The sequence below is a fragment of the Streptococcus mitis genome (genome assembly GCF_000722765.2).
GTDB classification, from domain to species: Bacteria; Bacillota; Bacilli; order Lactobacillales; family Streptococcaceae; genus Streptococcus; species Streptococcus mitis_AQ.
The window spans coordinates 1,343,978-1,367,032 of record NZ_CP028415.1 but is presented as its reverse complement, the minus strand read 5'-3'; the positions used below and the strand labels follow the sequence as shown (position 1 = coordinate 1,367,032).

Here is a 23,055-nt window from a genome sequence, read left to right as displayed (position 1 = left end):
ATTGAAATAATGTTATAATGTAGAGTAGGGATTAAGTACCTAAGTGTAGCTACTTTGATTTGTAAATTAAGCTGGGAATGGGGGCGTTGTTTAAATACTTGGGTGTAATTCCACAATTAACGTTTATTAAAAAAAGGAGATAATATGTATTCAAGAATGGACAAGTACCATGGACAAAAGGTCCAACGCTTTTCAATCCGTAAGTATAGTTTTGGTGCAGCATCAGTAGCTGTAGCAGCCTACATGATGTTTGGTGGAGCAGCAACTGTTCAGGCGGATGCTCAAGTTACACCAAAGACTGCATCTGAATCACAAACAGTCCCAGATGCAAGTAATCAAGCAGATACCACCAAGCCTCAAGCTTCAACTGAAACTGCTACACCAACTGTGGAAGCACAAACAGCTGAGCAACCAGCAGCCCCAGCTACAGCAACACCAGCTCCTGAGGTAGCACCAGCAGAAACACCAAAAGCTGACACAAGCAAGTTGGAAGCAGCTATTGCTCGTTTAGAAGCAGCTTTAGAAAAAGCAGCATCAACTGAAAAAACAGCTTCAGCAATTGAGTCTGCAAAAGCAGAATTAGCAAGTGCAAAAGCTGTAGTTGCAAATGAAGCTGCAACAAAAGAAGAAGTAGCAAAAGCTACATCAGCAGTAAACGGTAAAGCTTTCGTTATTGAAAGTATGCCAAAAGCAACTGCAGATAAGAAAGAAGAAAAAGAAAATAAAAACCAAGATCCACGTAATGGACAAGCCATTCCTGGACAAGGTGAAAGTGGTTTTAGAGCAGTAGATACAACTGCAGCTAACTCAGCAGAAGAAGCAACTAAATATAAAGGTGTTAGAGATGCTGCCTTAACTGAATTGCAAGCTAATATTGCTAAAGTTCAAGCTAAACTTGATGCAGAGAATGCAAAAGAAGAGAATAAAAAAGATCAAGCATTAATTGCTACTTACACTAAAATCATTGAAAAAGCTAACGGCGTAGTAACGAAAGCAAATGCTGCGGATGCAACATCAGCTCAAGCAATGAGCCAACAAGCAGAAGCTGTCAAATCTGAACGTGACTTATTAGCTTCCTACTTATCTGGAAAAACTGAATTAGGCGCTCCTGTCAGTGAAAACCACGTTGCTTATGGTAACAACCCTAAAAACGGTGTATTCGAAAGCTTAAAAGAAGGTTTTGGAGATAAAGTAACATTCACTGATGCTGATAAAAGATCAGAAACAATTGCTACTCAATATGAAAGTGGACGTGACATTACTAATAAAGTAAATAATGTTCCAAATGCAAAAGATCCAATTGGTAGTGCAACCTATAACTGGCAAGAAAAAACTATTACTAAAGCTGATGCTGAAGCAGGTGTTTTAAACGGTTGGAAAATTGAAGTTGGTGAGAAAGTAAATGCGGTTAAACCTCTTGATGTAACAAATGTTACAGATAAAGATGGACAACCAAGTACACGTGAAGTTCCTAAATCAAAAATCTATTCAAACGATGGCGAATTGAAAAAATACCAAACATCAGGTGAAAATAGTTATGTTAATGGTAGTGGTGCTGTTCCTTCAGTAACTCCAACAATTGATGCAATGAGAACAAATGCCTTTGGTGAAGTTAAAAATCGTGATTACTACCTAGAATTAGGAAGCAAAGGTACAACTCTTTCTAAAGAGTATGATGTTAATGGAAATTCACGAGTAAATGTTAACTTAATTCACAGTGCTGCATACGGTGGAACAACGTCTACTTCTTCAGGTGAAAGAGTTAAATTAACAATCGTAGATGCGTTCACTGGTAAAGAAATTAAACCAGTTGAAGGTAAAAATGGACCATTAACAACAGAACAAGCTGCTTTGGCTGCTAATGGATGGAACCACTTAGACCGTATTTATGATATTCCAGCAGAAACCACAAAAATTAAAGTGTTAATTGAAGCAGGAAGTCAAGGAACAAATACTTTAATTAATGACAATAACATCAATATTAAAGATGGTTATTTAATCGGTGGTATTGGTATTGCAACTGCACCAGCTGCTGAAGTAGTAACAACTGTTCGTTCAGAAGGTAGAACCGGTGAATATGGTTATACAAAAGATACAATCTACGATAAAAACCAAAAAGGTAACTTTGACATCACAATTAAAAACACTGGTGGAATGAATATTGACTACTATTCTGCATCAAATGTTGAAGTAACCGTAGAAGTTCCTAAAGGTGTCGTATTAGAAGATAAAATCTACAATGCCAATGGTGGATCAAACTGGTTAGGAAATGTTTGGGCAAATACTATCAAATGGGTTCCAAATGATCCAAGTGATAACTCAAAAGGTGGAAAATTAACTTATAACGTACCAGCAGGAAATCGTATGGCTGCTGCAGAGACAAACTCTCGTACAACAAGTATTCCATTTACAGCTGCAGATAACTTCGTAGGACCAGCTGACTTTAAAGTTACAGTTAAGAGTGGTTTCGGAGACACAGATGCTGAAGGTAACAGACTGTACTCTTATGCTGCAAATGGATTAAAACCAGCTTATGAAAATGAATTTAACCGTAATGGTTTAGCAGATTCAGATAATCCTGATTACAAATATGGTAAAGTAATCTTTATCAATAGTTTACAAACTAACTCAGTAATTACTGTACCAATTAACACGAACGATGATCAATTAAAAGCAATTGCTTATGCGAAAGCTCAAGAAGCGATTAAAACTCCAGAATTCACAAAATTATTAACAGACGTTACTGGTACAGCTGCATTAGGTGACACTAATGGTTCAACTTTTGTTAATAAAGATGATATCGCAATTACGAAAGTTGCTGAAGATGGTCGTGGGGTTGTTAAAGTACCTGTAACTTATACAGTAGATGGTAAAACTTATGAAACAACGGTTGACATCGAAGTAAACGTTGTTGAATCTAAGACAAAACCTATTGTAGTATTTGAAGGTGATGAAATTACACCTGCTAGCGTTAAAGAAAAAGTAGAACCAGCTACTACTGTTGGCAAAGGTACAGCCAATGAGCCAAATGCAAGTGATATCTTCAAAACTGATGGAAAAGCAGGAGAAACAGGATTAACGATTCCAACAACAGTTACTCACAATGTAGATGGAACAGAAGTTACAGAAAATGTTAAAGTTCCTGTTACTGTTCTACCTAGAACAGAAGGGGAAGTTGACGTACCTAAAGGAACTACTCCGGATAAAGTTAAAGAAACTCTGAAAAATAAAGCAAATGAGTTAATTAAAACTCCTGACTTTCCAGCAAAAGTACCAGAAGGATATACAGTTACTGTTGGAGAAATTCCTGAGATTCCTGCTGATATAGCAAATAAAAAAGGTGAGCCTGTAGTCGTAAAAGTACCTGTAACATTTACATCTCCAGATGGCACAACTTATACTTCAGAAATCCCAGTGACAGTAAACGTTAAAAGTTCAGAAGTGAAACCTGTATATGTAGTGGAAGGAAACCAACCAAAACCAGCTGATGTTAATGAAGCAGTTACCCCTGATAAAGGTGGAAACTTAACTCCTGTAACTGAAGCTGATATCAATAAAGACGTTCCTACAGATAAAGTTAAAGTAGGAGCAACTGATTTGTCAGTTAAAGCAACGGTTAAATATCCAACTGGTGATGAAACAGTTAATGTACCAGTTAAAGTATTACCAAAAGCAACACCAACAGGTGTAACAGTATTGAAAGATACTGATGAAACAGCTCTAACTAATGCTGTAAAAGAAAAAGCAAATGAAGCAGTAAGTAAATTAACAAACTTACCAGCTGGAATTACTGCCTCATTAGATGAAAGAGAAACTTCTTACACATTACCAAAAACAGATTCAAATGGGGACAAAGCTACAGTTCCTGTAAAAGTATTATACAAAGATGATAAAGGTAATGTAGTTGGTGAAGATACAATTAACGTACCAGTTAAAGTAGTAAGCTCAACACCAAAACCAGTAGTCGTATTTGAAGGTGAAACACCAAAATTAGACAAAGATTCAGTAACACCAGGTGAAGGGGGAACAGTTGGAGAACCAACAACAGTTCCATCTACAAAAGATAAAGCTGGAGCTACAGATGTAACAGTTGATGTACCGGTAACTTATGACAATGGAAAAGTAACTGAAACAGTTAAAGTCCCAGTAACAGTATTACCAGTAGCTAAAGGTGAAGTAACAGTAGCTAAAAATACTACTCCAGACAAACTGAAAGAATTAGCTAAAGCTAAAGCTGATGAAGCTGTTAAAGCGACTGATTTCGTATCTAAACTGCCACAAGGTGCGACAGTAACTGTTGGTGATGTTACAAAAGCTATTGAAGACAAAGTAACAGCTAACAAAGGTACTGGAGTAACAACAGTAGAAGTCCCAGTAACATACACAGTTGATGGAAAAGACTACACAACTACAATCCCTGTAACAGTAAATGTTAAAGGTTCAGATGTTAAACCTGTATATGTTGTAGAAGGTGACAAACCAAAAGCTGAGGATGTAAACAAAGCAATCACTCCTGATACAGATGGAACTAAAACACCTGTAACTGATGAAGACATCAACAAAGCTATCCCAACAACTGAAGGTAAAGTTGGAGCAACTGATGTAAATGTAAAAGTACCAGTAACATATGAAGGAGTAAAAGATCCTGAAGAAGTAACAGTACCAGTAACAGTATTACCAAAAGTTTCTCCAGAAGGTGTAACAGTACCGAAAGATGCTGATAAGACTGAATTAGCAAAAGTTGTTAAAGAAAAAGCAGAAGAAGCAGCTAAAAAACTTACAGGACTTCCAGACGGTGTAACTGTAACAGTGACAAATGTTGAAACAACTCCTGGAACAGATAAAACAGGTGTACAAACACCAGCAACTGTAACAGTTGAATACAAAGATAAAGATGGAAATAAAATCACTAAAGTGATTGAAGTACCAGTAAATGTTGTATCTTCAACTCCACCAGAAGTAGTAGTATTTGAAGGTGACACACCAAGTACTGAAGATGTTAAGAAAGGTATTACACCTGGAGAAGGCGGAACAGTAGGAGACCCTACAAAAGTTCCATCTACAGTAGGTAAAGCAGGGGATAAAGACGTTGAAGTAGAAGTACCAGTAACTTATGAAAATGGTAAATTCAAAGAAAACGTTAAAGTTCCAGTAACAGTATTACCAAAACCAACAGCAGGTTCAGTAATTGTACCAAAAGACCTTTCAGAGAAAGAATTAAAAGATAAAGTTGGTAAAGATGCAGAAAATGCAATCAATAACGACGAATTCAAGAAAAAACTTCCTGAAGGAGCAACTGTTAAAGTTGATTTAACAAATGTTACAGTGCCAAAAACTTCAGAACCAGGAAAAGCTGGAGAAGTAGAAGTACCAGTGATTTACACTGTCAATGGTAAAGAGTACAAAACAACTGTTAAAGTACCAGTAACAGTGGTTGAAGGTAAAGAACAACTTGTACCAAAAGGTGATACTCCAGATCCAAAAGATAACATTACACCAGGAAATTATCCAGAAGGAGCTACATTCGAATACGATACACCGGTAGATACTTCTAAACCAGGTAAAAAAGAAGCTGTTGTTATCGTTAAGGATAAAGATGGTAAAGAAATCGTTCGAGTTCCTGTAGTGGTGAATGTGGTTGAACCAAAAGTAACACCAATCATCGTACCAGAAAGAACGAAACTTACGAAAGAAGATGTAGAAAAACACATCGAAATTCCTGGAGTAACTGGATGGGAAATCGTTGGGGAACCAGAACTTCCTGAAACATTCCCTGCAGGTGTAAGGCCATCAGCAACAGTGACTGTTAAATTACCAAATGGTAAGATCATTAAAGTTCAAGTACCAGTAATTGCTACTCCAACTGTAACTCCAATCGTTGTACCTCAAGGATCAACAATTACACCAGATGATGTGAAGAAACACATCAACATTCCTAAAGAATCAGGATGGGAAATTGTTGAAGTCGGAGAAATCCCAACAACTGAAACGCCTGGAAATAAAACAGCTGTTAAAGTGAAGGTGAAATTACCAACTGGAGAAGTTATCGAACTAGAAGTACCAGTAAAAGTAACTCCTAAAGAGTCTACAGATCTTATCCCGGCACCAGTTCAGCCTGATCAAGTTGTGACTTACTATGTAGATGAAAATGGTAAAACTATCTCTCCAAGCGAAAACGGCGCACAAGCTCCTAAGGCTGTTTCTGGATATGAATACCAAACAACTACAAAAGATCCAAATGGAAATCTTGTACACCACTACAAGAAAGTGGCAACGCCACAACCTGCTGGACCAACTGCTCCTGAACAACCTGCAGCTCCAACAGCTCCAACATCTCCAGCAGAACCAGGACAACCAGCAACACCAAATCAAACTCAACCAGCGGCACCAGCTCAAGCTCAAGCAGATGCAACAGTAGCAACTGATACAACTGCCAAACCAGCAACACCTAAATATGTTGAAGGTCAAAAAGAGTTGCCTAACACAGGTACAGAAGCCCATGCAGGCCTAGCAGCACTTGGACTACTTGGAGCCCTTAGTGGATTTGGACTTCTTTCTCGTAAGAAAAAAGAAGACTAAAAACTCATAGTTTTTGAGAAGATGATTCGTCATCTTCTTTTTTTAGGCTCTTTGTCAACTGTAGTGGGTTGAAGAAAAGCGGCTCCATAATATCTATAGGGGATTTATCCGTTACAAATAGTACATCTCAGAAATAGTATATATTCATTTTTGAAATGATAGTTTGTTGTCTTTTGAATTGTATTTTTATGCAATATATATATATATATAAGTATGTTTAGGAAGAGTCTGATAATATTATTTTTTTGTACCTAGGGCACAAAAATAATATAAATAAATCGAGCATAAATAAGACATATTTATTGACGAATTAATTTTATTTATGATAAACTGTAGTATGGTTTGTGGAACTAAAAAATTTAACATATAAATTTATATGTGTTTCTAAGAACTGTAAAATTTTTAACTGAAATAAAAAGGAGAAAACATGTATTCAAGAATGGAAAAATACCATGGCAGAAGAGCTCAGCGCTTTTCTATTCGTAAGTATAGCTTTGGTGCCGCTAGTGTTCTATTGGGAACTGCTCTTCTTTTAGGAGCAAATGCTGTTAAAGCTGATGAGACTCTACCAGTAAATCCGACTGCTTCTGATCTTGCAGCTACAAATAAGAAGGATGCAGACTCTGCTCTAACAACACCAGTAGTTGAAGAACTTCCAGAACTAAAGATTGATGCCGTAAAAGCAGATGAAAAAGCTAAAGCTAAAGAAGATGCTAAAACTGAAGCAACACCTGTAGTAGAAAAAGAAATTACTGAAGCGACTGCAGAAAAAACTGATAAAAAATTAGAAACAGATGTAAAAGAAAAATCTGATAAAGAGCAAGCTGACAAAAAAGAAGCAACTAAAGAAAAAACTGACAAAAAAACATCTGAAAAAGTTGAAACAGAAAAAGTACAGGATGATGTGAAGACAGTTCTGACTCAATTGACTTCAGAGGCTGATGTTATGGCATCTGTAGCATCAAACTTCTCAGATAAAGAAGTGAAAGATGATGCATCTAAACAAAAATTATCAGCTGCAGTAGCTGCAGTGAAGCTTGAAGCAGTAGCATCTAAAGGTTTACTTTCATCTGATGCTTCTAAAGACCAGATGGTAGCTCAAGTGAATCGTCTTTCTGCCGCAATCGAAGCAGTCTATGCAGAGATGAAACGTGCAGGTCATGCAGGTAAAGTAGAATCAGTCTTAGCGGATACTGCTTCAAAAATCACAGGAAAAGATATTCTTAGAGATGGAGAAACAGTTAATGCTGTAACAAATGCTTATGTTGATATGAATGCAGATAATACGGCTCCTACAGGATGGGGATTTGATACTACTATTAGTACATCTACACTTAATGCGGGTTCTATTACAAAAATTGAACTGACTAACTTAGCTGAGCTAGGTGCTGGTTTGGCTGTAAATACAGAAATCAGAGCGACTGATGGAACAGTAGTTGGTAAAGTTAAATCTATCGACTTTAAAACAACTACAGGAAACAACAATAACAAATCTGTACCATATTGGGCACAACGTACACAACGTGGTATGACTTATGATCAGCGTGTTGCTGAGCAACCAGCGGTAGCTAACGAAACTGGAACATATACTTACAACATCGAGTGGAACGATAAAGTAAAAGACTATCCGAATGTGTCGTTTGGAGCGAGTAATTTATCGGGTAATGGATATTTAGCACCACAAATTTCAAAAGACACTCCGTATACAGCAACTATTAAAATCGATGGGCGTACAGTTCTTGAACATACTTATACAAGAAAAGGTCAACAACCTAGCTATCAAAAACAAGGTACTAGTGCATCACTAAGTGAAAACAATGGATTGACATACCTTAACAATGAGCAAACAGGTAGAAGTGATTCAATCGTATTAAAAACTGATTCAGATATTCGTTATGGAGTAGGATCTAAATTTACTATTAAACTTCCAAATGCAGATTTTACTGAATTTAAAGAACTTGAAGGAAGTTCTAACTTTGTAAATGGATTAAATACAGCGTCTACTATTAATCCTAATAAAGGAGATAGTATTACATATCGTCCAGCTAGTCGATGGGCTAATGTTAGAGCTAACGAAAACAACGTTTGGATTTTACAAGATGGTCGTGATAGTGGGTTTACATTAACACCTAGATTAATCTCACCAACTGAGTTAGAACTAACAGTTACAGAGGGAGCTATTCAAGAAGGTTCTACAGTATCTATGCCTTTACAATCTTTAGGTATTGAAAAAGTAATAAAAGACAAAACTTTAACAAGTGAATATTCTAATATTACTTATGAAAATGGATTAATTAAACAAGGTTATGTAGGAAACGATAAAACTGCAGCAACTCTTACTGTATCAGGTGGAGAATCTGTTAACGGTGAGAAAGAAGATGTTATAACTAAAGTGCCAAATGGTTGGAGTATTGTAGGTGACGGTAGAGTTCAAGGTGAGCCACCAACAGGAGCTGTTGTTAGAACATTCAAAGATTTAGTGACAGGTGAAGTTATAGGTTTCGAACCAACAAGATATACGGGGAATATTCCTTTAAGTGAAGATGGTTCGAAAGATTATACTAATGTACTTGGAAATAAATATGATGTAAGTAATGATAATGTAGACTTAGTTAAAGAAGTTAATGGAGAAGAATATATTCTTGCAGATATCCCTGTTGAAAATGCAAGAGGAACACTTAGTGTTACGAAGACAAGAGCAAGAGATTTATATTCTGAAGAAGAACTAAAAGCTAAGGGTATAAATGGATCTGCATTTGTTAACCCAGTAAATTATGATTACGTTAAGAAAACAAAAGTAGAAGAAGTAAATCGTACAATTAAATTTGTGTATGCGGATAATGTTGAAGGTCTTGCAGGTACAGAAGTATTCCCATCACAAAAACAAACTGTAAGCTACACAGGTTCAATCAAGTTAACTGCAGAAGGTAAAGCGGTAATTAACTCTAATGACAGACCAGTTTATATTAACTGGAAAGGAACTGATGGACAAAGCACTGATCTTCCAGAACTTGCAGTACCTCAAAAAGAAGGTTACATCGCAAGTGTAGAAAAAGTTCCAGTACAAGCAACAACAGCTACAGATGAAGATTACGAATATGTTGTTAAATATACAGCAATCCAAAAAGCAAAAACAACATTCGTAGACGAAAAAGGGAATGCAATTCCAGGAGTAGCTGAAATTACTGAACAAGGTGGATCAGAAACTCCATTAACAAAAGAAGCTGATGTTAAAGCTAAAATCGCAGAACTTGAAAACAAAGGATATGAGTTAGTTTCTAATACATACCCAGAAGGTGGTAAGTTCGATACGGATAAAGATACAGATCAAGAGTTCAAAGTAATACTTAAACAAAAAGAAGTTACAGTAACACCAGATCAACCAAAAACACCAGGAACTCCAGTAGATCCAAACAACCCAGACGGACCTAAATACCCAGCTGGACTTGAAGAAAAAAATCTAAACAAAACAGTAACACGTACCATCACATACGTATACGCAGATGGAACTCCAGTGTTAAATGAAGATGGAACTCCTAAAACAGTAACACAAGAAGCTAAATTCACTCGTGAAGCTAAGGTTAACTTGGTAACAGGTGATGTTACATATGGAGATTGGTCAGAAGCTAAAGATTTAGCTGAAGTTAAATCACCAGTAGTAACAGGTTTCTTAGCTGATAAAGCAAGTGTTCCAGTAGTAAATGTAACTGGAGATTCAAAAGATATTACGGAAGTAGTAACATACAAACCACTAGGATCATGGATTCCAAATATTCCAGGTAAAACACCGACACCAATCAAATATCCAAATAATCCAAATGATCCAACAAAACCAGGAGATAAACCAATTCTTCCATACGAACCAGGTATGACTCCAAAAGATGGAAATGATCAACCACTCAAACCGGTAGATCCAAGCGATCCAACAAAAGGATATATCGTACCAGATCTTCCAACAGATCCAAGTCAAGACACTCCGATCAACTACGTGAAAGATACTCAAAAAGCGAAAACAACATTCGTAGATGAAAAAGGAAACCCAATTCCAGGAGTAGCTGAAATTACTGAACAAGGTGACTCAGATACACCACTTACAAAAGAAGCTGAAGTAAAAGCTAAGATTAAAGAACTAGAAAACAAAGGATATGAATTAGTATCTAATACATACCCAGAAGGTGGTAAGTTCGATAAAGATAAAGACACTGATCAAGAGTTCAAAGTAACACTTAAAGCTAAAGAAGTTACAGTAACACCAGATCAACCAAAAACACCGGGAACTCCAGTAGATCCAAATAACCCAGATGGTCCTAAATATCCAGCTGGACTTGAAGAAAAAGATCTAAACAAAACAGTAACACGTACCATCACATACGTATACGCAGATGGAACTCCAGTTATGGAAAATGGAGCACCAAAAGTTGTTACACAAGAGGCTAAGTTCACTCGTGAAGCAAAAGTAAACTTAGTTACAGGAGAAGTTACATACGGAGATTGGTCAGAAGCTAAAGACTTAGCAGAAGTTAAATCACCAGTAGTAACAGGTTTCTTAGCTGATAAAGCAAGTATTCCAGTAGTAAATGTAACTGGAGATTCAAAAGATATTACAGAAGTAGTAACCTACAAACCAATCGGATCATGGATTCCAAATATCCCAGGTCAACCAACTACCCCAATCAAGTATCCAAATGACCCACAAGATCCAACAAAACCAGGACAACCAACAGAAGTGTTACCATATGTTCCAGGATTCACTCCAGAAGATAAAGATGGCAACCCACTTAAACCAGTTGATCCAACAGATCCATCAAAAGGATATGTAGTACCAAACATCCCAACAGATCCAAGTCAAGATACAGTCATTAACTACGTAGCCAACAAAGCTAACTTAGTAGTTAAATATGTAGATGAAAATGGCAAAGACTTAATCCCTTCAGAAACAACAGAAGGAAAAGTAGGAGATGAGTACACAACAACTGGAAAAGTTATTCCAGGACACCTACTTGTTCGTGTTGAAGGAGAATCAAAAGGTAAGATTGGAAAAGACGGTTCAACAGTAACATACGTGTACAAACCAATCGGATCGTGGATTCCAAATATTCCAGGACAACCAACAACTCCAATCAAGTATCCAAATGACCCACAAGATCCAACAAAACCAGGACAACCAACAGAAGTGTTACCATACGTTCCAGGATTCACTCCAGAAGATAAAGATGGCAACCCACTTAAACCAGTTGATCCGAAAGATCCATCAAAAGGATATGTAGTACCAAACATCCCAACAGATCCAAGTCAAGATACAGTCATTAACTACGTAGCCAACAAAGCTAAACTAGTAGTTAAATATGTAGATGAAAATGGAAAAGACTTAATCCCTTCAGAAACAACAGAAGGAAAAGTAGGAGATGAGTACACAACAACTGGAAAAGTTATTCCAGGATACCTACTTGTTCGTGTTGAAGGAGAAGCAAAAGGTAAGATTGGGAAAGACGGTTCAACAGTAACATACGTGTACAAACCAATTGGTTCATGGATTCCAAACATTCCAGGTCAACCAACTAACCCAATCAAGTATCCAAATGATCCAGCAGATCCAACAAAACCAGGAAGTGATAAACCAGTTCTTCCATACGTACCAGGTCACACACCTGTTGATGGAAACGGTCAACCACTTAAACCAGTAGATCCAAACGATCCAACAAAAGGATACGAAGTACCAGATATCCCAACAAATCCAGGTGAGGATACACCAATTAATTACATTCCAAACAGTCCTAAACCAAATCCAACTCCTTACCCAGGACCAACTCCGGCTCCAACTCCTAAACCAGAGCCTAAGCCGGAACCAGCACCTGTTCCATCAACACCAGAGACTCCTGAACAACCAGTAGCTCCAGTGCAACCGGAACAACCAACAACTCCAACCCAACCTGCTGTTCCAACACCAGCTGAAACATCAGTAGCAACTGATTCAGCTACTCAAACAGCAACACCTAAATATGTTGATGGTCAAAAAGAATTGCCTAACACAGGTACAGAAGCTAACGCTAGTCTTGCAGCGCTTGGACTTCTTGGAGCCTTAGGTGGATTTGGACTTCTTACTCGCAAGAAAAAAGAAGACTAAAAACTCATAGTTTTTGAGAAGATGATTCGTCATCTTCTTTTTTTATTTCGGTGTTTTTACTTGCGTAAAAATTTTTTTTCTAGTATAATAGTTTATTGTGAGCGAACCTCACTTACCCCTTGCAAAGTCTTGGGGTCATTAGACCAAAAGGAGGAACATATCAATGGCTAAATACGAAATTCTTTATATCATTCGTCCAAACATTGAAGAAGAAGCTAAAAACGCTTTGGTAGCACGTTTTGACTCTATTTTGACTGACAACGGTGCAACTGTTGTTGAATCAAAATCTTGGGAAAAACGTCGTCTTGCATACGAAATCAAAGATTTCCGTGAAGGACTTTACCACATCGTTAACGTTGAAGCAAACGACGATGCAGCTCTTAAAGAGTTTGACCGTCTTTCAAAAATCAACGCTGACATTCTTCGTCACATGATCGTCAAAACTGACGCGTAAGAAGGTAAACTATGATTAACAATGTTGTACTTGTAGGGCGTATGACACGTGACGCTGAGTTGCGTTATACCCCATCAAATGTAGCAGTTGCGACTTTTACTCTTGCAGTAAACCGTACATTTAAGAGTCAAAATGGCGAACGTGAGGCTGATTTTATCAATGTCGTTATGTGGCGCCAACAGGCTGAAAATCTTGCTAACTGGGCTAAAAAAGGCTCACTTATCGGGGTGACAGGTCGTATCCAGACTCGTAGTTACGATAACCAGCAAGGACAACGTGTCTACGTGACAGAGGTCGTGGCTGAGAATTTCCAAATGTTGGAAAGCCGTAGTGTGCGTGAGGGTCACACAGGTGGAGCTTATTCTGCACCAACTGCAAACTATTCAGCACCTACAAATTCAGTACCAGACTTTTCACGTGATGAAAATCCATTTGGAGCAACAAATCCTTTGGATATTTCAGATGATGATTTACCATTCTAATGGACAACTAAAATTATAAAGGAGAAAAAACATGGCTCAACAACGTCGTGGCGGATTCAAACGCCGTAAAAAAGTTGATTACATCGCAGCAAACAAAATTGAATATGTTGATTACAAAGATACTGAGCTTCTTAGCCGTTTCGTTTCAGAACGTGGGAAAATCCTTCCTCGTCGTGTAACAGGAACTTCAGCTAAAAACCAACGTAAAGTAACAACAGCTATCAAACGTGCTCGCGTAATGGCTTTGATGCCTTTCGTAAACGAAGATTAAAAAAAGGGGTCCAGTGGACCTCTTTTTCATGAGCTTGAAAACAAGAAAGCGAATTAAGATCCGCTTTGGGTCCGAGTGGACCTCTTTTTCATGAGTTAGGAAATAAGGAAGCGAATTAAGACTCCGATAGATCGATTTTTCATAAACATTTTTTCTTTTCTTATCCAAGGACTTACAATAAAACTGGAAACCTTTTGAAAATAGGGGATTTAGCTACTTTATGGTATAATGGAAAGAGTTAGATTGAAAGAGGTAGTGAGATGGATGCCAAATTAAGATATAAGGCAAAGAAGATCAAGATTGTCTTTTTTGATATTGATGATACCTTGCGAAATTCCAAGACTGGTTTTATTCCAGCTTCAATCCCAACTGTTTTTAAGCAATTACGTGAGAAAGGAATTTTGACAGGTATTGCTTCTGGACGAGGGATTTTTGGTGTTGTGCCAGAGATTCGTGATCTCAAGCCTGACTTTTTTGTAACCTTAAATGGTGCCTATATTGAAGATAAAAAAGGTCAGGTCATTTATCAGCATCAGATTGAGAAGTCAGATGTTGAAGAGTATATCTCTTGGGCTAAGCAAGAAGGAATTGAGTATGGTTTGGTTGGGAGTCATGATGCCAAGTTGTCGACTCGCACCGATATGATTAGTGAGGCTATCAATCCAATTTACCCCGATTTGGATGTGGATCCTGATTTCCATGAGAAAGAAGACATCTATCAAATGTGGACCTTTGAAGATAAGGGAGATGACTTGCACTTGCCTGATAGTCTCTCTGACAAACTTCGCATGGTTCGTTGGCATCAACATTCGTCTGACATTGTGCCGATTTCAGGTTCCAAAGCGACGGGTGTGGAAAAGGTTGTGGAACACCTTGGCTTGAAACCAGAGAACGTTATGGTCTTTGGAGATGGCCTCAACGACTTGGAACTCTTTGATTATGCTGGAATCAGCGTTGCCATGGGAATTTCTCATGATAACATCAAAGAAAAAGCAGATTTTATTACAAAAACATTAGAAGAAGATGGCATTTTTGATGCCTTAGAAGGATTTGGTATGGTAGAAAAAGAATTGCATTTCCCACAAGTAGACATTGAAACAGTAGAAGGTCCTATCGCGACTATTAAGACCAATCACGGAGACTTGCGTATCAAGCTTTTCCCTGAACATGCTCCTAAAACAGTGGCTAACTTTGTTGCACTTTCAAAAGATGGCTACTATGATGGAGTCATTTTCCATCGTATTATCAAGGACTTTATGATCCAAGGTGGAGACCCAACTGGAACTGGTATGGGTGGCGAATCAATCTACGGTGAATCATTTGAGGATGAATTCTCTGAAGAACTTTACAATATCCGTGGTGCCCTTTCTATGGCTAATGCTGGTCCAAATACCAACGGTAGCCAGTTCTTTATCGTGCAAAATCAACACCTGCCTTATTCTAAAAAAGAAATTGCTCGTGGTGGTTGGCCAGAACCGATTGCGGAAATCTATGCCAACCAAGGTGGAACTCCTCATCTAGACCGACGTCACACTGTATTTGGTCAGCTAGCTGATGAAGCTTCTTACGCTGTCTTGGATGCCATTGCTGCTGTTGAGACGGGAGCTATGGACAAGCCAGTTGAAGATGTCGTGATTGAAACAATTGAAATCGAGGACTAAAATGAAAATCGGTGATAAACTAAAGGGCCGTATTACAGGGATTCAGCCCTATGGTGCCTTTGTTGAGCTAGAAACGGGTGATACGGGGCTGATTCACATTTCAGAGATTCGGACAGGCTTTATTGAAAATATCCAAGAAGCCTTGAAAGTCGATGAAGAGGTTCAAGTTCAAGTAGTGGATTTAGATGAATTTACAGGGAAAGCTAGCCTTTCTATCCGTACTTTAGAGGAAGAAAAGCACCAGTTTCCGAGACGGAGACGCTTTTCAAGTGATCGTTTTAACTATGGCTTTGCTCCTCTCAAAAGAATGATGCCAATTTGGACCAAGGAAGCCCTTCAACATTTGAAGAATCAGAAGCACTAGTTAGAAACCTCTATCTTTTGTAATGTTAATATAAATTTGCTATAATAAGATCATGGAAGAAGAACAATTATTAAAATCAGGAGAGCGCATTAACCAGCTCTTTTCGACAGATATCAAAATCATTCAAAATAGAGAGGTTTTTAGCTATTCGGTGGATAGTGTTCTCTTGTCACGTTTTCCACGTTTTCCTAAGAATGGCTTGATTGTGGATTTCTGTGCTGGGAATGGAGCAGTGGGGCTATTTGCTAGCACTCGTACTCAGGCACAGATTTTGGCTGTTGAGATTCAGGAGCGTTTAGCGGATATGGCTGAGCGCTCTGTCCGTTTGAATGGTTTAGAAGAGCAGATGGAGGTCATCTGCGACGATTTGAAAAATATGCCTACTCACATTCAGGGAAGTAAGGTGGATATGATTTTGTGTAATCCACCCTATTTCAAGGTGGATCCTCATTCAAACCTGAACGAGAGTGAACATTATCTCTTGGCGCGCCACGAAATCACGACCAATTTGGAAGAAATCTGTCGTAGTGCCCAGAGTATTCTCAAATCCAATGGACGCTTGGCCATGGTTCATCGTCCTGATCGACTTTTAGATATCTTGGACAGCTTACAAAGGCATAATCTAGCTCCTAAGCGCCTGCAGTTTGTTTATCCAAAAAGGGAAAAGGAAGCCAATATGCTTTTGATTGAGGCTATCAAGGATGGTTCAACAAGCGGCTTTAAGGTCTTACCACCTCTCATTGTTCACAATGATGATGGCTCTTATACGCCTGAACTTGAAGAGATTTATTATGGATCATAAGGCTTATATGTATGTGCTGGAGTGTCGTGATGGATCTTACTATACAGGCTATACGACTGATGTGAGAAGACGCCTCGCTGTCCACAATAGTGGGAAGGGAGCCAAATACACACGAGCACGCTTGCCAGTCAAACTTATCTATGCTCAAGGTTTTGCCAGTAAGGAAGAAGCCATGTCGGCTGAAGCCCTTCTCAAGCGTAAGAAGAGACCACAGAAGGAAAGATTTTTATCTGAAAATCAAGATAGAAATTTACTCAGTTATTTTGAAGAATCGTGAGGAGCCCTTTGACTCCTCTTACTTTTGTCAAAAAGCGAAAAAAATGCTACAATAAAGAGAATAAACAAAATGAGGTATTATCATGTCTAAGATTCTAGTATTTGGTCACCAAAATCCAGACTCAGATGCCATTGGGTCATCTGTAGCCTTTGCCTACCTTGCAAAAGAAGCTTACGGTTTGGATACGGAAGCTGTTGCCCTTGGAACTCCAAATGAAGAAACAGCCTTTGTCTTGAACTATTTTGGTGTAGAAGCACCGCGTGTTATCACTTCTGCTAAAGCAGAAGGTGCAGAGCAAGTTATCTTGACTGACCACAATGAATTCCAACAATCTGTATCAGATATTGCTGAAGTAGAAGTTTATGGTGTTGTAGACCACCACCGTGTGGCTAACTTTGAAACTGCAAGCCCACTCTACATGCGTTTGGAGCCAGTTGGATCAGCGTCTTCAATCGTTTATCGTATGTTCAAAGAACATGGTGTAGCTGTGCCTAAAGAGATTGCTGGTTTGATGCTTTCAGGTTTGATTTCAGATACCCTTCTTTTGAAATCACCAACAACACACCCAACAGATACAATCATTGCTCCTGAATTGGCTGAATTAGCTGGTGTAAACTTGGAGGAATATGGTTTGGCTATGTTGAAAGCTGGTACAAACTTGGCTAGCAAATCTGCTGAAGAATTGATTGACATCGATGCTAAAACTTTTGAATTGAACGGAAATAATGTCCGTGTTGCTCAAGTAAATACAGTTGACATCGCTGAAGTATTGGAACGCCAAGCAGAAATTGAAGCTGCAATGCAAGCTGCTAACGCAGCAAACGGCTACTCTGACTTTGTCTTGATGATTACAGATATCGTCAACTCAAACTCAGAAATCTTGGCTCTTGGTGCCAATATGGACAAGGTTGAGGCAGCCTTCAACTTCAAACTTGAAGACAACCATGCTTTCCTTGCTGGTGCAGTTTCACGTAAGAAACAAGTGGTACCTCAATTGACTGAAAGCTTTAATGCTTAAGATTTTGAGTGTTAATTCAAATTAGAACAGGCTAGTTTGCCTTATATCGAAAGGAGTTTCGGCTCCTTTTTTTCTAGGAGTGAAGCATGTTAGAAAATGGCGATTTGATACTCAATGAAAATCAAAGAGCAAACTAGGAAGCTAGCCGCAAGCTGTACTTGAGTACGGTAAGGCGACGCTGACGTGGTTTGAATTTGATTTTCGAAGAGTATGATTTTTGTGAGAGATGAGTCAGATATAGGACAGGCCATCCAGACTTCCACAGGCAACTATAACCATGTTGCGATTTATTTGGATGGGATGATTTACCACGCTAGTGGACAGGCTGGTGTTATTTGTCAGGAACCAGCAGACTTCTTTGAGTCCAATCACTTGTACGACCTCTATGTCTACCCAGAAATGGATATCCAGTCTGTGAAGGAAAAAGCTTGCAAACATCTTGGGGCTCCCTACAATGCTTCTTTCTATCCAGATGGAGCTGGTTTTTACTGTTCCCAGTACATGGCAGAAATTCTCCCCATTTTTGAAACTATTCCCATGAAATTTGGAGATGGAGAGCAGAAGATTAGTGATTTTTGGAGAGAGTATTATAGAGAACTAGGCCTACCTGTTCCTCTGAACCAAGCTGGGACCAATCCCAGTCAGTTGGCAGCATCGCCTCTGTTAGAATGTAAAGAAAGGAATCTTCATGATTCAGATTTTTAATCCATCTCGTTTGACGAGACAGCCATTTTTTGGAGAATTGATCCGCTATCTGGACCAGCATGAGGATGTTATTTTGAGAGAAATTAAGGCTCAATTTCCAGATGTGGCAGTTGATAAACTCATGGAAGAGTATATAAAGGCTGGTTTGATTCGTCGGGAAAATAAGCGTTATTACCTTAATCTTCCCATGCTTGAATCACTCGATAGTCTTGAACTGGATCAAGAGATTTTTATCAGCGAAGCTAGTCCGGTCTATCAAACCTTGTTAGAGCAGAGGTTTGAGACAGAATTACGCAATCAAACCAATGCAGCTATTTTAGTTGAAAATACGGACTTTGCGAGATCAAAAATGACCCTGTCCAATTATTTCTACAAGGTCAAACATCAGTATCCTTTGACAGAAAAACAACAGGAACTTTATGCTATTTTGGGAGATGTTAATCCTGAGTATGCTCTCAAATATATGACGACTTTTTTGTTGAAATTTCTCAAAAAAGACCAGCTTATGCAGAAACGCCGTGATATCTTTGTGGATAGTTTAGTTGTCCTAGGTTATATTGTCCAAAATGAAGATGGAAAGTATGAGTTGGCTATCGATTTGGATAAGGAAAGATTAACTTTCTACTTGGACTGATTTCTTGTTTCTGAGCACATTGTTTGACTTTCCTTAGTATTCGGTATAAACTATATGTAACCGGTGACACATATCGGAATAAAACTAAAGGAGACAATCATATGTCACTTGAAAACAAATTGGAACAAGCAACAGGCGCTATCAAAGAAGGATTTGGTAAAGTTACTGGAGATGGCAAGACTGAAGCAGAAGGCGCTGTAGAAAAGACAGTTGCTAAAGCAAAAGAAGTAGTTGAAGATGCTAAAGGTGCTGTAGAAGGTGCCGTTGAAGGTTTGAAAAACGTTTTTAAATAAAAATAGAAAAAAATCAAGGGGTTCATTTCCCTTGATTTTTTACTATCTTATAAATAATTTTCTGCGACGGCTGCATCTCCTGGATAGGCTTCTTTCTTGCCTTGGACGATTTGGTAGCAATCGGCTCCCTTACCGGCGATAATGACAGCATCTAATTCGTGATTTGTGATAGCCATAGCTGCTTTGATGGCTTCTTGGCGATCCGCAATTTTTTCAACAGGATGATTGATGTAGCTACTGATTTCATCTGCAATGGCCATTGGGTCCTCATAGTTGGGGTCATCAGCAGTCAGAAAGACTTGAATCTCAGGATGTTGATTGAGGAGAAGTCCAAAGTCTTTGCGACGACTTTCTCCCTTATTTCCTGTCGAACCTAAGACCAGAGCAATCTTTCTAGTTTGATGAGTTTCTACAACATTGATTAGTTTTTTTAGACTATCCCCATTGTGAGCGTAGTCGATGAAAACCTTGGCTCCGTTTTTCTGAGTGAGGACTTCCATACGACCAGGAACTCGGGTTACCGCGATTCCTTTTTTGATGTCCTCAAGACTAGCTCCGAGACGGAGGCAAGCAAGTCCAGCAGCAACGGCATTTTCTTGGTTGAAGTGGCCAATGAGTTGGATATCATAATCTCCAGCGAGTTTACCTGTAGCTGAGAAGCTAAAGGCTTTGGAGCTTTCGATTTGGTTGCTCGACTGACTACCGTAGAAATCATGGTCTTGATCTGCCACTTGTTCTTTTAAGACAGAAAAGTGGTCCATGTCACTGTTAATGATGACTGCTCGGCTATTTTTCATCAAGAGACGTTTGTGGTAGAAGTAGTCTTCAAAGCTAGGGTGTTCAATTGGGCCGATATGGTCTGGGCTGATATTGAGAAAAACTCCTACATCAAAGGTTAGACCATAGACACGTTTGACCAGATAGGCTTGACTGGAGACCTCCATGATGAGGTGGGTGCGGTCATTTTGCACAGCTTGATTCATCATGTCAAAGAGGTCAATGCTCTCAGGAGTTGTCAATGCAGACTTAAAGAAAGTCTTGCCATCTAAAGTTGTATTCATAGTCGAGAGCATAGCCGGTCGATGCCCTTGAGATAAGATGTTATAAGCGAAATAGGCTGCTGTTGTCTTACCCTTGGTTCCAGTGAAGGCAAGGAGTTTGAGTTTTTCCTGTGGATTTCCATAAAATTCCATAGCTACCAAACTCATGGCTTTCTTGATATCGCTGACGATGATAGCAGGAATACCAACTTCATAGTCTTCTTCAGCCACATACCAACCGAGGCCTTGAGAGATGGCAGAAATCAGAAATTCCTTTTTAAAGGCAGCACCCTTGACGAAAAAGAGGCTCTTCTCTTTGGCCTTGCGGCTATCATAGCAGATGGTGTCAAATACGACATGGCTGTAGTTGTAGTGATAATGTCCTTGGTCGATAATCTCACGGAAGAGATTATCTTTCTTTAAAATATCTAATACGGTTTCAATCTTTATCATACTTTCTATTGTAAACCGAAAGTCGTAAATTTACAAGTGACAAGGAAAAGTTTATAATGGAAGATGAGGAATTTTTCCTAGTGATTAAAATTAAATGAGGAATCTATGTCTAACGAAAACAATCACCAGCAGGCCCAGATGTTACGGGGGACTGCTTGGCTAACGGCTAGTAACTTTATCAGTCGTCTACTCGGTGCCATTTATATCATCCCTTGGTATATCTGGATGGGGTCTTATGCGGCTACAGCAAATGGTCTCTTTACCATGGGCTACAATATCTATGCCTGGTTCTTGCTGGTTTCAACAGCGGGTATTCCAGTTGCGGTGGCCAAGCAAGTGGCCAAGTACAATACCATGCGAGAAGAAGAGCATAGCTTTGCCCTGATTCGGAGCTTTTTAGGCTTTATGACAGGACTAGGTTTGGTTTTTGCTTTAGTCTTGTATATCTTTGCTCCTTGGCTAGCAGACTTATCTGGCGTGGGCAAAGACTTAATCCCAATCATGCAAAGCTTGGCTTGGGCAGTATTGATTTTCCCATCTATGAGTGTGATCCGAGGTTTCTTCCAAGGGATGAATAACCTGAAACCTTATGCTATGAGCCAAATCGCTGAGCAGGTCATTCGTGTTATCTGGATGCTCTTAGCTACCTTTATCATTATGAAAATTGGCTCAGGAGATTATCTAGCAGCGGTTACCCAATCCACCTTTGCTGCCTTTGTCGGCATGGTAGCTAGTTTTGCAGTTTTGATCTATTTCCTTGCCAAAGAAGGTTTACTTAAAAGAGTTCTTGAAACAGGAGACAAGATAAACAGCAAGCGTCTTTTGATCGACACCATTAAGGAAGCCATTCCTTTTATCCTTACAGGGTCTGCTATCCAGCTTTTCCAGATTTTGGACCAGATGACCTTTATCAATAGTATGAGCTGGTTTAGCAACTATAGTAATGAAGATTTGGTTGTCATGTTTTCTTATTTCTCAGCCAATCCTAATAAAATCACTATGATTTTGATTTCTGTTGGAGTTTCAATTGGGAGCGTCGGCTTGCCGCTTTTGACTGAAAACTATGTTAAGGGGGACTTGAAGGCGGCTTCTCGTCTAGTTCAGGACAGCATCACTATGCTTTTCCTATTCTTGCTACCAGCAACGGTTGGAGTGGTCATGGTAGGAGAACCTCTCTATACTGTCTTCTATGGCAAGCCAGATAGTTTGGCTATGGGATTGTTTGTCTTTGCAGTTTTACAGTCTACTATTTTAGGCTTGTACATGGTCTTGTCTCCAATGCTTCAAGCCATGTTCCGCAACCGCAAGGCAGTTCTCTATTTTATCTATGGTTCTATTGCCAAGCTAGTCTTGCAAATACCTACAATCGCTCTCTTTCACAGTTACGGGCCTTTGATTTCTACAACAATTGGTCTAATCATTCCTAATATTTTGATGTATCGGGACATTTGCAAGGTAACTGGTGTTAAGCGCAAGGTGATTTTGAAACGAACCATTTTAATCAGTTTGTTAACTCTTTTCATGTTTCTAGTAGTTGGGATATTGCAGTGGATTTTAGGATTTGTCTTCCAACCAAGTGGACGTTTGTGGAGTTTCCTATATGTAGCCCTTGTCGGTGCCATGGGTGGAGGCGTTTATGGAATCATGAGTCTCCGTACCCGTTTGTTGGATAAGGTAATTGGAAGAGCCCAAGCAGATCGCTTGCGAGCAAAATTAAAGTTAACTTAAAAAATATTTATAAATAAAAGGGATAATTTGAACATTTCTATCATGAAATGCTTAGATTATTCTCTTTTTAATTAATTTGTGGAATAAAAGCTAAAGTTTGTAGATAGAAATTATATTTTTCTTAAATTTTACTCAAAAAACTATTGACTAAATAAAACTCGAGTTGTATA

15 protein-coding genes are annotated in these 23,055 nt (G+C 38.8%); 14 read left to right on the top strand and 1 reads right to left on the bottom strand.

Annotation, left to right across the window (positions count from 1 at the left end):
• The first annotated feature begins 144 nt into the window (after positions 1 to 144).
• The 13 genes from SK637_RS07020 to SK637_RS06955 all read left to right on the top strand — a co-directional run bounded on the left by SK637_RS07020 (position 145) and on the right by SK637_RS06955 (position 19,664).
• Complete coding sequence (locus SK637_RS07020) at positions 145 to 6,579, top strand: YSIRK-type signal peptide-containing protein (protein ID WP_237397623.1); 6,435 nt, start codon at positions 145 to 147, stop codon at positions 6,577 to 6,579.
• A gap of 427 nt (positions 6,580 to 7,006) precedes the next feature.
• A complete protein-coding gene (locus SK637_RS07015; RefSeq protein ID WP_033689127.1) occupies positions 7,007 to 12,703 on the top strand; it encodes a mucin-binding protein in 5,697 nt (1,898 codons plus the stop codon).
• A 163-nt stretch (positions 12,704 to 12,866) separates the two neighbouring features.
• Positions 12,867 to 13,157, top strand: coding sequence for a 30S ribosomal protein S6 (rpsF, locus tag SK637_RS07010; RefSeq protein ID WP_001151778.1), 291 nt, complete (start codon positions 12,867 to 12,869; stop codon positions 13,155 to 13,157).
• Between the two features lie 11 nt (positions 13,158 to 13,168).
• On the top strand, positions 13,169 to 13,639 hold the full coding sequence (ssbA, locus tag SK637_RS07005) for a single-stranded DNA-binding protein SsbA (protein ID WP_000609606.1): 471 nt from the start codon (positions 13,169 to 13,171) through the stop codon (positions 13,637 to 13,639).
• Between the two features lie 31 nt (positions 13,640 to 13,670).
• A complete protein-coding gene (gene rpsR, locus SK637_RS07000) occupies positions 13,671 to 13,910 on the top strand; it encodes a 30S ribosomal protein S18 (RefSeq protein ID WP_000068664.1) in 240 nt (79 codons plus the stop codon).
• Positions 13,911 to 14,170: 260 nt separating this feature from the next.
• Positions 14,171 to 15,571: a bifunctional Cof-type HAD-IIB family hydrolase/peptidylprolyl isomerase gene (locus SK637_RS06995; protein ID WP_033689126.1), complete on the top strand. Its 1,401-nt coding sequence runs from the start codon at positions 14,171 to 14,173 to the stop codon at positions 15,569 to 15,571.
• Position 15,572: 1 nt separating this feature from the next.
• Complete coding sequence (locus tag SK637_RS06990) at positions 15,573 to 15,935, top strand: S1 RNA-binding domain-containing protein (RefSeq protein ID WP_000689605.1); 363 nt, start codon at positions 15,573 to 15,575, stop codon at positions 15,933 to 15,935.
• Positions 15,936 to 15,987: 52 nt separating this feature from the next.
• Complete coding sequence (locus SK637_RS06985) at positions 15,988 to 16,737, top strand: tRNA1(Val) (adenine(37)-N6)-methyltransferase (RefSeq protein WP_033689125.1); 750 nt, start codon at positions 15,988 to 15,990, stop codon at positions 16,735 to 16,737.
• The gene (locus tag SK637_RS06980) at positions 16,727 to 17,014 is read left to right on the top strand and encodes a GIY-YIG nuclease family protein (RefSeq protein WP_033689123.1); all 288 of its coding nucleotides are present in this window, start codon (positions 16,727 to 16,729) and stop codon (positions 17,012 to 17,014) included. The genes SK637_RS06985 and SK637_RS06980 overlap by 11 nt, the downstream gene beginning before the upstream one ends.
• 82 nt (positions 17,015 to 17,096) lie before the next feature.
• Complete coding sequence (locus SK637_RS06975) at positions 17,097 to 18,032, top strand: manganese-dependent inorganic pyrophosphatase (RefSeq protein WP_033689122.1); 936 nt, start codon at positions 17,097 to 17,099, stop codon at positions 18,030 to 18,032.
• A 210-nt stretch (positions 18,033 to 18,242) separates the two neighbouring features.
• Positions 18,243 to 18,737, top strand: a complete 495-nt coding sequence (locus SK637_RS06965; protein ID WP_033689121.1) for a YiiX/YebB-like N1pC/P60 family cysteine hydrolase — start codon at positions 18,243 to 18,245, stop codon at positions 18,735 to 18,737.
• Complete coding sequence (locus SK637_RS06960; protein WP_050489880.1) at positions 18,721 to 19,371, top strand: DUF1803 domain-containing protein; 651 nt, start codon at positions 18,721 to 18,723, stop codon at positions 19,369 to 19,371. Before SK637_RS06965 ends, SK637_RS06960 begins: the two co-directional genes overlap by 17 nt.
• Before the next feature lie 101 nt (positions 19,372 to 19,472).
• Positions 19,473 to 19,664, top strand: a complete 192-nt coding sequence (locus tag SK637_RS06955) for a CsbD family protein (protein WP_033689120.1) — start codon at positions 19,473 to 19,475, stop codon at positions 19,662 to 19,664.
• Between the two features lie 47 nt (positions 19,665 to 19,711).
• On the opposite strand, the gene SK637_RS06950 is transcribed toward SK637_RS06955, so the two are convergent.
• Positions 19,712 to 21,157: a UDP-N-acetylmuramoyl-L-alanyl-D-glutamate--L-lysine ligase gene (locus tag SK637_RS06950; RefSeq protein WP_033689119.1), complete on the bottom strand. Its 1,446-nt coding sequence runs from the start codon at positions 21,155 to 21,157 to the stop codon at positions 19,712 to 19,714.
• 105 nt (positions 21,158 to 21,262) lie between these two features.
• On the opposite strand from SK637_RS06950, the gene SK637_RS06945 reads away from it, so the two are divergent.
• Positions 21,263 to 22,885, top strand: coding sequence for a putative polysaccharide biosynthesis protein (locus SK637_RS06945; RefSeq protein WP_033689118.1), 1,623 nt, complete (start codon positions 21,263 to 21,265; stop codon positions 22,883 to 22,885).
• The last annotated feature ends 170 nt before the right edge of the window (positions 22,886 to 23,055 follow it).